Origin of the sequence: Nocardia sp. NPDC057440, from assembly GCF_042802915.1 — a bacterium.
Classification (GTDB): Bacteria; Actinomycetota; Actinomycetes; order Mycobacteriales; family Mycobacteriaceae; genus Nocardia.
This window is the reverse complement of sequence record NZ_JBHVDF010000004.1, coordinates 380356-394662: the sequence shown is the minus strand read 5'-3', so window position 1 is coordinate 394662 and position 14307 is coordinate 380356. Positions and strand designations below refer to the sequence as shown.

General features: G+C 65.4%; 12 protein-coding genes. 4 read left to right on the top strand and 8 right to left on the bottom strand.

Going from position 1 to position 14307, the window contains the following annotated elements:
• Positions 1–68 precede the first annotated feature (68 nt).
• Positions 69–1061: an LLM class F420-dependent oxidoreductase gene (locus ACFU4Z_RS10865; RefSeq protein WP_379061678.1), complete on the top strand. Its 993-nt coding sequence runs from the start codon at positions 69–71 to the stop codon at positions 1059–1061.
• 49 nt (positions 1062–1110) lie between these two features.
• On the opposite strand, the gene eccCb is transcribed toward ACFU4Z_RS10865, so the two are convergent.
• The 6 genes from eccCb to ACFU4Z_RS10835 form a co-directional block, all read right to left on the bottom strand.
• Entirely contained in the window at positions 1111–5466 is a 4356-nt protein-coding gene (gene eccCb / locus ACFU4Z_RS10860) for a type VII secretion protein EccCb (RefSeq protein WP_379061386.1), read from the bottom strand.
• Positions 5459–5830, bottom strand: coding sequence for a hypothetical protein (locus ACFU4Z_RS10855; RefSeq protein ID WP_379061384.1), 372 nt, complete (start codon positions 5828–5830; stop codon positions 5459–5461). Before ACFU4Z_RS10855 ends, eccCb begins: the two co-directional genes overlap by 8 nt.
• A 146-nt stretch (positions 5831–5976) precedes the next feature.
• Positions 5977–8082: a class 1b ribonucleoside-diphosphate reductase subunit alpha gene (gene nrdE, locus ACFU4Z_RS10850; RefSeq protein WP_379061382.1), complete on the bottom strand. Its 2106-nt coding sequence runs from the start codon at positions 8080–8082 to the stop codon at positions 5977–5979.
• A gap of 38 nt (positions 8083–8120) precedes the next feature.
• Positions 8121–8582, bottom strand: coding sequence for a class Ib ribonucleoside-diphosphate reductase assembly flavoprotein NrdI (nrdI, locus tag ACFU4Z_RS10845; protein WP_379061380.1), 462 nt, complete (start codon positions 8580–8582; stop codon positions 8121–8123).
• Positions 8583–8632: 50 nt separating this feature from the next.
• The gene (nrdH, locus tag ACFU4Z_RS10840; RefSeq protein WP_328404509.1) at positions 8633–8866 is read right to left on the bottom strand and encodes a glutaredoxin-like protein NrdH; all 234 of its coding nucleotides are present in this window, start codon (positions 8864–8866) and stop codon (positions 8633–8635) included.
• Between the two features lie 399 nt (positions 8867–9265).
• Entirely contained in the window at positions 9266–9835 is a 570-nt protein-coding gene (locus tag ACFU4Z_RS10835; RefSeq protein ID WP_379061377.1) for an NAD(P)H-dependent oxidoreductase, read from the bottom strand.
• Positions 9836–9966: 131 nt separating this feature from the next.
• Between ACFU4Z_RS10835 and ACFU4Z_RS10830 the strand changes: the two genes are divergently transcribed.
• Together ACFU4Z_RS10830 and nadE are read left to right on the top strand one after the other, a co-directional pair.
• Positions 9967–10593 carry a TetR/AcrR family transcriptional regulator gene (locus tag ACFU4Z_RS10830; RefSeq protein WP_379061676.1) on the top strand — a complete coding sequence of 209 codons (627 nt, stop codon included), beginning with the start codon at positions 9967–9969 and terminating at the stop codon, positions 10591–10593.
• 6 nt (positions 10594–10599) lie between these two features.
• Positions 10600–11424, top strand: a complete 825-nt coding sequence (nadE, locus tag ACFU4Z_RS10825; RefSeq protein ID WP_379061375.1) for an ammonia-dependent NAD(+) synthetase — start codon at positions 10600–10602, stop codon at positions 11422–11424.
• Between the two features lie 239 nt (positions 11425–11663).
• Here the strand turns inward: nadE and ACFU4Z_RS10820 are convergent, their stop codons facing one another.
• Positions 11664–11906: a MoaD/ThiS family protein gene (locus ACFU4Z_RS10820; RefSeq protein ID WP_379061372.1), complete on the bottom strand. Its 243-nt coding sequence runs from the start codon at positions 11904–11906 to the stop codon at positions 11664–11666.
• Positions 11899–12957 carry a GTP 3',8-cyclase MoaA gene (gene moaA, locus ACFU4Z_RS10815; RefSeq protein WP_379061370.1) on the bottom strand — a complete coding sequence of 353 codons (1059 nt, stop codon included), beginning with the start codon at positions 12955–12957 and terminating at the stop codon, positions 11899–11901. Before moaA ends, ACFU4Z_RS10820 begins: the two co-directional genes overlap by 8 nt.
• A gap of 139 nt (positions 12958–13096) precedes the next feature.
• Between moaA and glp the strand changes: the two genes are divergently transcribed.
• Entirely contained in the window at positions 13097–14302 is a 1206-nt protein-coding gene (gene glp, locus ACFU4Z_RS10810; RefSeq protein WP_379061368.1) for a gephyrin-like molybdotransferase Glp, read from the top strand.
• The last annotated feature ends 5 nt before the right edge of the window (positions 14303–14307 follow it).

Genomic DNA, 14307 nt, shown 5'->3' with positions numbered 1-14307 from the left:
CGGCCGGTGTCCGACGCCGGTGACCGATCGCGGCTAGATTTTCGAGTAAACACATGAAGGAGATATCTGTGCGCTTCGGCATCTTCATCCCGCAGGGTTGGCGACTGGACCTGGTCGGTATCGACCCTGCGGCGCAGTGGGGGGTGATGCGCGATCTCGCCCAGCGGGCCGACGCCGGTGATGTCTGGGAGTCGCTGTGGGTGTACGACCATTTCCACACCGTGCCGACGCCGACCGACGAGGCCACCCACGAGGCGTGGACGTTGATGGCGGCGTTCGCGGCCTCGACGTCGCGGATTCGGCTGGGGCAGATGTGTACCGCGATCAGCTACCGCAATCCGGCCTACCTGGCGAAGGTCGCGGCCACGACAGATCTGATCTCCGGCGGCCGGGTCGAGATGGGCATCGGCGGCGGCTGGTACGAGCACGAATGGCGCGCCTACGGCTACGGATTCCCGTCGGCGGGTGAACGTCTCGGACGCCTGGACGAGGGCGTGCGGATCTTCCGGCAGGCGTGGACCGAGGGCAAGGCCACCCTCGACGGCAAGCACTACCAGGTCGACGGCGCCATAGTGCGTCCGCTGCCGTTGCAGGAGGGCGGGATTCCGCTCTGGATCGCGGGCGGCGGCGAGAAGAAGACGCTGCGGATCGCGGCGAAGTACGCCGATTACACCAACTTCAGCGGCAATCTCGAGGAGTTCACCCACAAGTCGGAGATCCTGCGCGCCCATTGCGCCGACGTCGGCACCGATTTCGACGCCATCGTGCGGACCTCCAACTTCAATGTCGCCATCGGGTCCACCGAGGCCGAGGTCGAAGCACGCCTCGCCGCCTTGCAAGCCCGCCTGAGCCCCTTCGTCGGCGCCGATCAAGCCGCGACTCATGTCAACGATCTCTACCGGGGCGCCGCCGCGGTCGGCACGCCCGAGCAGATCATCGAGAACCTCACCAAGGTCCGCGATCTCGGACTCGGGTACGCCATCTTCAACTTCCCCGAAGCCGCCTACGACACCTCGGGCATCGAACTGTTCGAGCGCGAGGTCGCGCCCGCGCTGGCATGAGCACTCGAAGGGGTGGTCTCCAACGCGGAGACCACCCCTTCTCCTGCCCTTACTCTCGGGGCAGTTCGCAGATCTGGACCAGCTCCGGCTCACGGGTACGAGTGACGAATGTGCCGCGGCCAGGGCGCATCGGGGAGGGGCGAACGTCACCGATCAATTTGCCCTCGTCTCTGGACCCGCTCATGACCAACGCGTCCGCGCCGAGGTCTCGCATGCGGCTGATCACCGGGTCGTACATGGCGCGGCTGGCGCCTGCCGTGCGCCGAGCCAGGATCAGACGGACACCACAGTCGCCGGCCTGCGCGAGCACATCGACCAGCGGCGTCAGTGGATTCACGGAACTGGTCACCACCATGTCGTAGTCGTCGACGACAACGAATATTTCGGGACCGCTCCACCAGCTGCGCTCGCGAAGTTGCTGTGCCGTCACCTCCGGCCCCGGCAGCCGGCGAGCAATGACATCGGCGAGCTGAGCCGCCATATCGGCCGCCTCGAGCGACGACTTCGAGTACCCCGAACGGTATTCGATATCCACCGCATCCAGCATGGTTCGCCGAGGGTCGATGAGGACAATGCGCACCTGTTCTGCGGCGGCCCGCTCGGTTATCCCGGCGACGATGTTGCGTAGCAGTGTCGTCTTACCCGCGCCGGCGTCGGCGAAAACCAAGAACAAGGGTTGGCTCTGGAAGTCCAGTACCAGCGGCTGGAGGTCGGACTCCCGCACGCCGACGACGACGCGGCTCCCGCTCTGATCGATCCCCAGTGCGTCGGCGGCGGCCAATACCTCGGATCGGTCGATCCGCGCGGGCAGCATCCGAATTTCCGGTGCGCGTCGGCCGGGATAGGCGTCGCTGAGTTTCCGACCAGCCGAACCGATACCGAGAGACAATGTCTGGGCGTCCGTACTCGAGCCGAGGCGCGGCAGCGCCATCAGAATGTGCTGAGCTCCGGCAGGCCCTCGAATCAACCCGCGGCCGGGTACGTGCGGCACGAGCGCCGCCGCGCGCCTGCTGATATCGGAATCGTTCGGGTCACTGAGCCGCAGCTCCACCCCCACACCGATGCGCTCCTTGACGGCCGGGCGGATGTCCACCCACCTGGCGGCCGACAGGATCACGTGGATGCCGTATTGGAGGCCACGGACAGCAAGAAGGTTCAATTCGGGTTCCAAGGCCTCGAACTGCTGGAACAGTTCTCGCCAGCCGTCGATCACCAGGAATACGTCCCCGAACGGTTCACGCAGAATCGGGGATGCGGCCTGATGCCCGACCGGCAGCGAATCGACATCGGCTCTGCGACTGCGGAACTCGACCATCGACTCGATGCTGTGCGCGGCGAAGTACTCCTCACGCCGATGCAACAGTGCGGTCAGCTCCGCTATCGTGCGCCGTACGCGATCCGCGTCCGTCCTGCTCGCGACGGATCCCACATGCGGAATACCCGCGAGACCGGCGAACAACCCCTCACCGAAATCGAGCACATAGAACTGGACCTGCTCCGGAGTATGCGTCGCGGCCGTCGCCATGACAACGGCCGCCAGCGCGGTCGACTTGCCTGCCCCCGGGCCACCGAACACCGCGATATTGCCGTGCTCGCCGTCCAAGGACACCGTCAGCACATCCTGCCGCTGGGCGTACGGATCATCGATGACAGCGACCGGCACGCGAAGTCGACCGTGCGCGACGGCGGAGTTCTGCACCAGCGTGCCGATCGTCGCCGGGACTGTCAGCGGCGGCAGCCATATCTGGTGCGCGCGTGGCGCTCTCGTGCGCAGGTGTTCGACCAGAGCATCGAGCAAAGTGCGCTGAACATTCGCACCGGTGCCGGTGCCGTGCACATCACGTTCCGGCCGCGCCACGTACGGAGCTTTGAAGCGAACGGGGTCGGAAGAATCGTATTTCAGGTATCCGAGCCCCGGCGTGCTCGGCAATTGGTACGCATCCAGCGTGCCGAGCACGGAACGGGATTCGTTGGCAGAGAAGGTTCGCAGCGCGATTCGATAGGACAGCTGGCTCTCGATCGCGCCGATCCGGTACCCGTCCAGGCGTTGCGTCGCGAGCAGCAGATGCATTCCCAACGACCGACCGAGTCGGGCAACCATGCCGAGGGCATCGCCGAATCCCGACTTCTGTGAAAGGAGTTCGGCGACCTCGTCGACAATGATGACCAGAGCAGGCAGCGGATCCTGCGGCACCGGGTCCGGTGGCGATCCGGTCACCCGTGCTCGTTCGTACTCGTCGATATTGTTGAAGTTTCCCGCCGACCGGATCAGCTGCTGTCGGCGTTGCACCTCGCCGGTGATCGATTCGCCGAGCCGATCGACCAGCGAGAGATCTGCTTCGAGATCGTCGACCAACGCCGAAACATGCGGCAGGTCGGCCAAACCATCGAACGTCTCCGCGTCCTTGAATGAAATCAGCAGGAAGTTGACGACATCCGGCGAGTGGCGTACCGCGAGTCCGGCGACGATATTCTTCAGCAGCGTCGACTTGCCCGATCCGACGGCTCCGACCACCAGACCGTGTGGGCCCATGCCGCTTTCAGCGGCCTGCTTGAGATCCAGCTCCACGGTTTCTCCGGTGTGCGTGACCCCGATGGGAATTCGGAGCCGGTCGCGACCGGTCCTGGAACGCCACGCCTCATCGAGGACGATCCGGTCGTCCTGGCCGATGCCGAAGAGGGCAGCGAAGTCGACCTCGCCGTCCAACGGCGAACGCTGCGGACCGGACGCACCGGCCGGAGTCGGCCACGCGCCGACCACGCGACTCACCAACTCGGCCGCGCCATCGGTCATGTCCGACATGCCGACGGAATCGGGTTGCAGTTCGCGCAGATCCGGCATGGCAATGCGAAATGGCCGCTGGCCGTAGAGCGCCCAGCCGGGACCGTCGGGCAGCCGCGCGGCACGCTCGGGGTTGATCCGCGACTCGGCCGGGCGGTGCAACCGCAGTTCGACATGCGCGGGCAGCAGATCGCCCAGCCAGTCCGGAGCTTCACTCCAATCGCGGACCGTCGCGACCACGTGCACGCCGTACTCCGGTCCCGCGCTGGCCACCTGCCGGATCGTGTTGTCGAATTCTGGTATGTGCTCACGGAAGTCGCCCCACCGATCGATCAGCAGGAACACATCGGCGACCGGCCCGTCGGTCAGCAGTGACCGTGCGGCGCGCAAGCTGGCCGGGGAATCGATGCTGTTGTCCCGGTACAGCTTCTTGCGACTGCGGATCGCGCCGGTGATCGTTTCCAGCAGCATCCGCACCTGCTCGGGTTCATCGTCGCCCGCCACACCCGCGACGTGCGGCAGCGCGCTCATCGAGCCAAGGCGGTTACTCGACTCCAGCACGTAGATCTGCGCCTCGTTCGAGGTGTGTGTGAGGGCAAGCGATCCGGCAAGCGTGCGCAGCAGCGTGCTCTTTCCCGAGCCCGCGCGGCCGACGACGAGAAGATTGCCGTCTGCGCCGGCCAGGTCCAGCCACACCGTCTCGCCTGGAGCGCCGTCCGCGCGCCGCTCCTGACCGATCGGCACCTTGAGTCTTCCTGTCCCCCACCAGTTCTCCGCGCGCAGGCCGGTGGCCGGATCGCGTTCGAGCCGGCCGAGCAGACCACCGAGCTGCACTCGGTCACCTACCTCGAGAACGGCGGAGTACTTCCGCCGGACGCGGGCGACGTAGACCTCGTCCTTGAAGACGCCGTAGTGGTTCGGGGTCTGTCTACTCGTCCGGCTGCGCACATCGGCGCTGACATAGGTCCACAAGTCGTGCGTGCCGATCAGGCCGCTGCCATTGTCGGCGAGTCCGGTACCGATGCCCTTCACCAGAGCCGAAGTGAACACCGAAAGCGGCGCGGACTTATCCGAGCCTGCGCGCCCGTCCTCGGCCGTCTCGACCGCGCTGGAGGCGGTCAGCACGCAGATCCCGTCGCCCGCGGCGAGTTCCCGGCCGACATCGTCGATATTCGGCGCGGACTTGACCACGTCCGCGCCGAGGAACGCGCCGCTGTAGCAGCAGTCGAGCAGGATGATCTTCGCGGCGGCGGCGGACTCCCTGATCAGTTCCCGAATGAATGTCGAGGACACCGCGGTGCTGCTCAGCAACTGCGGGTCGGTGTTGCTGGTCGCCAGATACAGGTTCTGCCTGGTCCGCAGGCCGTGGCCGGAGAAGTAGAGCAGAACGACGTCCTCCGGCTCCGCGCCGCGGAACAGTCGCTCGATACTGCGTTCGATCTCGGCCTTGGATTCGTTGGTCAGAATTTCGGTCGGCCGGAAACCACCGATTTCCGGGTCCCGCAGCAGCTCTCGCAGCTGTTCGGCATCGGAGACCGGTGCGTACAGCCGAGGCAGACCCTCGAAATGGTAGGTGTCGTTGGCGATGAACAGTGCCAACCGGCGACCGGTAGGACTATTCATTGTCGAGCACGTCGCGGATCCGATCGACGATCTCGTCGACCTGGCCGTCCTTCGGTCGAACGATGGTGACCTCCCGGTCACCGCGTTTGACGGTAACCGACGTCGCCCTGGTCCGATCGAGGAACTTGATGACGATGTCCCGGATTGCCCACGCCGTGGTTCCGATCGCCCCACCGGAAGCAACGAGCTGGCCGATCTGCTCCAGCGCACCGGACTTCGCGCCCGTCGCGGCGGACGTGGTCGCTTTCCGAACGGCCAGTCCCCTGATCTGCCGCAGATCCTCCTGTAGCTCGTCGGCCAGTTGGTCCAGCCACTCAGGATCTCGACGCCGCTCGGAATTGATCACCAGCACAACGTCACTCATCGCTGCCCCTCCAGTCGCCCCGCACTCACCGTAGTGCGATCACTCTAACCACAGGGACAACGGATTCGAACGCGAAGCGACGGCCGACCGGATACACGCGAAGGGGCGGCCTCCCATGGAGACCGCCCCTTGTCGGCAGCGCGCGACTACAGCATGCAGGAAACGCAGCCCTCTACTTCGGTTCCCTCCAGGGCCATTTGGCGCAGGCGGATGTAGTAGAGGGTCTTGATGCCCTTGCGCCAGGCGTAGATCTGGGCGCGGTTGAGGTCACGGGTGGTTGCGGTGTCCTTGAAGAAGAGGGTCAGCGACAGGCCCTGGTCCACGTGCTGGGTGGCCGCGGCGTAGGTGTCGATGATCTTCTCGTAGCCGATCTCGTAGGCGTCGTCGTAGTACTCGAGGTTGTCGTTGTCGAGATAGGGCGCCGGGTAGTAGACGCGGCCGATCTTGCCTTCCTTGCGGATCTCGATCTTCGAAGCGACCGGGTGTATGGAGCTGGTCGAGTGGTTGATGTAGGAGATCGAGCCGGTCGGCGGGACCGCCTGCAGGTTCTGGTTGTAGATGCCGTGCTCCATGACCGAGGACTTCAGCTCACGCCAGTCGTCCTGGGTCGGGATGCGCACGCCCGCGTCGGCGAAGATCTGTGCCACGCGTTCGGTTTTCGGCTCCCACACCTGGTCGGTGTACTTGTCGAAGTACTCGCCCGACGCGTACTTGGATTCGGGGAAGCCGCCGAAGTAGGTCCCGCGCTCCTCGGCGATCAGGTTCGACGCCCGAATCGCGTGGTAGACCACGGTGTAGAAGTAGATGTTGGTGAAGTCGATGCCCTCGTCGGAACCGTAGTGGACCCGCTCGCGAGCCAGGTACCCGTGCAGATTCATCTGGCCGAGGCCGATGGCGTGGGACTGGTTGTTGCCCTGCTCGATCGAGGGCACCGAGTAGATGTGCGTCTGATCGGACACCGCGGTCAGCGCCCGGATCGAGGTCTCGATGGTCTGCGCGAAGTCGGGTGAGTCCATCGTCTTGGCGATGTTCAGCGACCCGAGGTTGCACGAAATGTCCTTGCCCACCACGGCGTAGGACAGGTCGTCGTTGAACACCGACGGCGTGGAGACCTGCAGGATCTCCGAGCACAGGTTCGAGTGGGTGATCTTGCCCGCGATCGGGTTGGCCCTGTTCACCGTGTCCTCGAACATGATGTAGGGGTAACCGGATTCGAACTGCAGCTCGGCGATGGTCTGGAAGAACTCGCGCGCCTTGATCTTCGACTTGCGGATCCGCTTGTCGTCGACCATCTCGTAGTACTTCTCGGTGACATCGATATCGGCGAACGGTTTGCCGTAGATGCGTTCCACGTCGTACGGCGAGAAGAGGTACATGTCCTCGTTCTTCTTCGCCAGCTCGAAGGTGATGTCGGGAATCACCACACCGAGCGAGAGGGTCTTGATGCGGATCTTCTCGTCCGCGTTCTCGCGCTTGGTGTCCAGGAACCGGTAGATGTCGGGGTGATGCGCGTGCAGGTACACCGCGCCCGCGCCCTGACGCGCGCCGAGCTGGTTGGCGTAGGAGAACGAGTCCTCGAGCAGCTTCATGATCGGGATGACACCCGAACTCTGGTTCTCGATCTTCTTGATCGGCGCGCCGTGCTCGCGAATATTGCTCAGCAGCAAGGCGACACCGCCGCCGCGCTTGGACAGCTGCAGCGCGGAGTTGATGGAGCGCCCGATGGACTCCATGTTGTCCTCGATGCGCAGCAAGAAGCAGGACACCGGCTCGCCGCGCTGCTTCTTGCCGGAGTTGAGGAAGGTCGGGGTGGCGGGCTGGAAGCGGCCGTCGATGATCTCGTCGACCAGCTTGCCCGCGAGCGCCTCGTCACCGGCGGCGAGGGTGAGCGCGACCATGCAGACGCGGTCCTCGAACCGCTCCAGGTAGCGCTTGCCGTCGAAGGTCTTCAGCGTGTACGAGGTGTAGTACTTGAACGCGCCGAGGAAGGTCGGGAACCGGAACTTCTTGGCGTAGGCCTGCTGGAACAGCGACTTGATGAACGGGCGGCTGTACTGGTCGAGAACCTCTGCCTCGTAGTAGTTCTCCTTGACCAGGTAGTCCAGCTTCTCGTCCAGGTTGTGGAAGAAGACGGTGTTCTGGTTGACATGCTGCAGGAAGTACTGGTGTGCGGCCTCGCGGTCCTTGTCGAACTGGATCTCGCCGTTCGGGCCGTACAAGTTCAGCATCGCGTTGAGGGCGTGGTAGTCCATGACCTCGCCGGCTTCCGCGCCCCGTACCGGGGGCTGCTCTAAGCGAGCCGTTTTTCCGGCCGGTGCTGTCGTTGCTGTTGCCAAAACAATCCCAATCCCTCTCGGACGCGCTCGACGTCCTCAGCGGTTCCCATGAGTTCGAAGCGATACAGGTACGGCACCCCGCACTTGCGTGAGATCACCTCTCCCGCATAGCAGTACGTATCGCCGAAGTTCGTGTTTCCCGCCGCGACGACACCGCGCAGCAGGGCGCGGTTGTGCGGATCGTTGAGGAACTTGGCGACTTGCCTAGGCACGAAATCCTTGTCGGATCTGTTTCCCCCCAGTACGTGCCGACCGCCCCCGTAGGTGGGGACGATCAGCACGTAGGGTTCGTCTACGCGCAGCGAATCGGCGGTGTGCAGTGGTATACGAGTCGCTGGGATACCCAGCTTCTCGACGAAACGATGTGTGTTCTCCGAAGCGCTGGAGAAGTAGACGAGCGCTGTCCCTTCGGACATGGCCGACTCCCTTCTTCCATCATTCGGATGAACGGAAACGATCGGTGGCGTCAGGCCGCGACAGTGGCGAGCGACTTGATGCGATCCGGCCGGAAGCCCGACCAGTGATCCTCACCGGCAACGACGACCGGCGCCTGCAGGTAGCCCAGGGCCATGACGTAGTCACGCGCCTCGTCGTTCTCGGAGATGTCGATGACCTCGTAGTCGACCCCGACCTTGTCGAGGGCCTTATAGGTCGCGTTGCACTGGACGCAAGCGGGCTTGGTGTACACGGTGATGGTCAATGGTGTCCCTCTCTCCTATGCCTGATCCACAGCCTGTGATCCGTATGCAGTGCATGATCCGATGTACGCTGCGCAAACTCCTGGATCCGATCTCGAAAGCCCTGCTCAGCCGGTTCGCACCGATGCTTTTCGCCTCGGGCCTCGCGCCGTTCTCCAGTACGGAAGACACTACACCTAGTGGCCGACAGATTCATACAACACGACATGTTGCGAACCACATTGATGAAATTCCTACGCGGTAAGTACCTGGACACTCGATTCGCAACCTGACACGACCGTGGCGCAGATCACAATTTTGTACCGTAGCTCTCTTTCAGCAAACATTTCTTTGCATACCGAAGGGCCACCCCGCACCGAGTGGAGGGTGGCCCTTCGGGAAGCTTGCGGACTTACCGCAGCTCAGGCGGAAACCAGCACACCGCGCGCGGCGACGACGAGCTCGCGCACCGTGCCTGCCAGCTGGGTCAGCGCCTCGGCATCCTCGCGCGGGTGCGCGTCGCCGAACCGCTGGCCGAAGGTGCCGAAGTGCAGGTGTGCGGATTCCACAACCTTGGCGCCCGCGACGCCGAGCGCCTTGACCGCGTCACCGTGCGCCCACTGCCCCGCGTTCGGGCTGATCGATCCGCTCACCACGGCGACCGGCCGATCCTTCAGCGCGCCCGCGCCGTACGGACGAGAGGCCCAGTCGATCGCGTTCTTCAACACGGCCGACAGCGTGCCGTTGTACTCGGGCGTCACCAGCAGCAGGCCGTCGGCCGCGGCGACCGCGTCACGCAACGCCTGGGCGGCGGCGGGCACCGAACCGGGAACATCGAGATCTTCGTTGTAGAAGGGGATGTCGGCGAGCCCCTCGTAGATGGCGACCTCAGCACCCTCGGGCGCGGTCTGCACCGCAGCCTCGGCAAGCTGTCGATTGATGGATGCGGCACGAAGGCTGCCGACCAGAGTAAGGATCCGGGTCTGACTCATGACGACTCCTGGTGTACTGAATGTTGGTGTCCGGGCTTTCATGAGACACTAACCGGACCACGGTCCGATTTCATTCCTTTGGAGACGATGAGGGTCTTGTGAGCTACAGCACACACCCGCCGCGCGGGTCGATGCCCGAGCGTCCACTGCTCGGCGTCGGCGCGCCCCTGCTCGGCACACCCGAGCCGACCGAACGCGCCGATGCCGCCCGCAACAGACGATTACTGCTGGACGCGGCGCAAGAACTGGTGCGCGAACAAGGGGTGGACAGCCTCACCATGGACGCGCTCGCCAAACGGGCGGGCGTCGGCAAGGGCACCGTTTTCCGCCGGTTCGGCAGCCGGGCGGGGCTCATGACGGCCCTGCTCGACCATTCGGAAATCAAGTATCAGCAGGGGTTCATGTACGGACCCCCGCCCCTCGGGCCCGGCGCGCCACCACAGGACCGGCTGATCGCCTTCGGCCGGGCGCGGCTGCTCGACATCGAAGTCGAAGGCGAGCTGTATCGCGCGGCGGAGACCGGGGAACGGTTCTCGGGACCGCCCTACCTGTTACTCAAGGCCCATGTGTCGATGCTGCTGCGGCAGGCGGAGGTCCTCGGCGACATACCGCTGGTCGCCGACGCGCTGCTCGGTGCGCTCAGCGCGGCATTGGTGATGCACCAGATGCACGCCCTCGGCTACTCGCGCGAACAGATCGGCGACAACTGGGAAGCGCTCGTTCGGCGTGTTGTCACACCGCAAACGCCAGTACAGTGACTTGCCATGCAGTCCTTGCGTGAACAGATCATCTCTGAACTAGGCGTCCAACCGAGCATCGAACCGAAGATCGAGGTGCGCCGCCGCATCGATTTCCTCAAGGACTACTTGCGTGCCACCCCCGCAACAGGTTTCGTGCTCGGCATCAGTGGCGGCCAGGACAGTGCGTTGGCCGGGCGACTGTGCCAGCTGGCCGCTGAGGAGCTGCGCGCCGACGGCGTCGAGGCCACCTTCGTCGCGGTGCGGCTGCCCTACGGTGTGCAGGCCGACGAGGCCGACGCCAGGATCTCGATGAAGTTCGTGCAGCCCGACCGCTCGGTGGCGGTCAATGTCCGTCCGGGCGCGAATGCGGTCGCCGCCGAGACCGCGCGCAGTCTCAGCGTGCCCGACCTGCGCGATTTCGTCCGCGGCAACATCAAGGCGCGCGAACGCATGGTCATCCAGTACGCCATCGCGGGCCAGCAGAACCTGCTGGTCGTCGGTACCGACCACGCCGCGGAAGCCGTCACCGGCTTCTTCACCAAGTACGGCGACGGCGGCGTGGACATCACCCCGCTCACCGGCCTCACCAAACGCCAGGGCGCCGCCCTCCTCCAAGAGCTCGGCGCACCCGCCAGCATCTGGTCCAAGGTCCCCACCGCCGACCTCGAAGACGACCGCCCCGCCCTCCCCGACGAGGAAGCGCTCGGCCTGCGCTACACCGAGATCGACGACTACCTCGAAGGCAAAGACATCACTCCCGAGGTCGCCGCCAAACTGGAGACGATCTTCCAGAACACCCGCCACAAGCGCACCGTCCCGGTCACCCCCCTCGACACCTGGTGGCGCTGACAAATACACCCCATCGCGCGGCTCCGACACGAGCGCGGCGGCCATCGAGATCGCCGTGGTTGTGTCCCAACCATTTTCGGCCCCGAGGGTAGTCGAATGGCGGTTGGTTCGGGGGTGGGAGCCGCCATTTCACTGCGCTCGTGTCGCTTGTGAATGTTGTGACTGCAGCGGGGGATGACACGGGTGGGGTGGGGCTGGTTGGTGGCTCGAGGCTTGGGGTGAGAGTTGGGCCGGGCTTTTCAGCCGCCCGCGAAGGGGGGCAGGACATCCACACGGGGGGTCAGGGGGGTGGAGGGGTCGCGGGTTAGTTCGTCGCCTATCAGGTAGGCGCAGACGGCGAGCATTTTGTCCAGGTTGGGGCCGTAGGACTCGGCCAGGGCGGTGCGCAGGTCCGCGATGGTTGCGTCAGCGGGGAAGTCGAGGGTTTCTTTGTCCTTGCCGACGGCGTCGGCGATTGCGGCGAAATAGCGGATCTCAACCACCGATGGCTCCCATCGTGCGTTCCGGGGGGACGAAATCGTCGGCGTCGATGCCGTGACCTGCCCATTTATTCCACATGGCGCCGCGCCAGATGGTGGCGATCTCGATGTCGTCGGCGCCGGAGCGCAATGCCTGGCGCAGATCGAATTCCTGATCGCTGAACAGGCAGGAACGGAGCATGCCGTCGGCGGTGAGGCGGGTGCGGTCACAGGTGTCGCAGAACTTGCGGGTGACGGTGGCGATGATGCCGACCGTCGCGGGGCCGCCGTCGACCAGCCAGGTCTCGGCGGGGGCCGACGGATCCGACCGGCCTGCCTCGGTGAGGTCGAAGCGTGCGGCGAGCACATCGAGGAGTTCGGCGGCGGTCACCATATTGGCGCGCGCCCACTCGTGGTCGGCGTCGAGCGGCATCTCCTCGATGAAGCGCAGCTCGCAGTCCTCGTCCAGACACCAGCGCAGCAGATCCGCCGCGCCGGGCAGCGTTTCACGCATCAGGACAGCGTTCACCTTCATCGGTGCCAGGCCCGCGTCCCGTGCCGCGCGAATGCCCGCGAACACCGACTCGAGGCGGTCGCGGCGAGTCAGCTTGGCGAAGCCGAGCCGGTCGACGGTATCCAGCGAAACATTCACCCGGCTCAGCCCGGCCGCCGCAAGACCGCGCGCGCGATGAGCGAGACCGACACCGTTGGTCGTCATGGCCAGCGGGATCCCGGGTAAGCGTTCGTGACAACCGGCGATGATCCGTTCGAGGTCACGACGCAGCAGCGGCTCGCCGCCGGTGAAGCGCACCTCGCGCACCCCGAGTTCGCGCACGGCCAGCACGACCAGTCGCACGATCTCCTCGACGGTCAGCAACTCCTCGTGCGGAATCGCGGGCAGACCCTCCTCGGGCATGCAATACGTGCAGCGCAGTGAACATTTCTCGGTGATAGACACCCGCAGATCGCGGGCGGTACGGCCGAATCGGTCCACCAGGAACGGCGTGTCGGGGCGTCCATCGAGCGAGGGCCGCCCAGACCGCACGGCGGGAATCCCCATCTGGACCAACGTCACCTCTCTATTATGACCGCTCTATCAGTGTCGCCTAGGGCCGGACCACACCAACTCGACCTCACAAACGCCGAGATCAGCGGGTGAGCGTTCGTGCGAAGCGACAAGAGAACTCGCCAGGGTCGGCGATTAGGCTGACCACATGACCTCTCGGCCCGCCACGTCCCAGGTCCGGTCCGTCGACGACTACCGGGACGCCATCGAACAGCTGCTGCGACCGCTGGCGGCGCGCACGGCCGAATCCGCCCCGGTGCCCGCGGCGCTGGGCAGGCAACTGGCCACGGATGTCCACTCGCCGGTCGACCTGCCGGTCTTCCGCAACTCCGCCATGGATGGGTATGCGGTGCGGTCGGAGACCGTCGTGGTCGCCCCGGTGCTGCTGCCGGTCGCCGGTGTCGTCGCGGCAGGCAGTCCCGGTGCGACGCCGTTGCCGCCTGGCGCCGCGATGAAGGTGATGACGGGCGCGCCGATTCCGCCCGGCGCGGACTGTGTGGTTCCCGTGGAGGACGTGCACACCGATGGCACGATGGTGACCATCGAACGCGGCCGCAGCGCAGGCGAATTCGTGCGGGAGCCGGGCACCGACGTGCGCGCCGGCGAGCTGCTGATTGCGGCCGGAACCAGGCTCGCGCCCCGGCACATCGCGGCACTGGCCGCCGTCGGTCTGCCCTCGGTGCCGGTATTGCGGCCCCTCCGCGCGGCGGTGCTGACCACCGGCGACGAGCTCGTCCCCGCCGGGACGCCACTGCAGCCGGGGCAGATCTACAACTCCAATGGCATCGCGCTCGCGGCGGCGCTCACCGCGAACGGCGTGCTGGTCACCGCCGTCGAGCACAGCACCGACGACCCTGGGGTGTTCCGCCGATTACTTACTGCCGCAACGGAATCCGCCGATATCGTGTTCACCTCCGGCGGCGTGTCCAAAGGCGATTTCGAAGTGGTCAAAGAGGTGCTGAAACCGCTCGGCGGTCAATTCGGCTCGATCGCGGTGCAGCCGGGCGGCCCACAGGGCCTCACCGTCGTCGACGGCGTTCCGGTACTGAGCTTCCCCGGCAATCCGGTCAGCACCATGGTGTCTTTCGAGGTGTTCGCCAGGCCGATCCTGCGCAGGCTCGCGGGACTGCCCGAGGTCCTCACCCGCGAATTGCCGCTGCTGGAACCGGTGAAATCGCCGTCGGGGCGGCGGCAGTTCCTGCGCGGCCGGGTGACCGACGCAGGCGTCGAGGCCGTCTCCGGGCCGGGATCGCACCTCATCGCCGGAATGGCATGGGCGGAGGTACTGATTGATATCCCTGCGGAGGCGACCTCGGTCCCGGCCGGCGCGTCCGTGGTCGTCCGATCGCTGTGAACGCC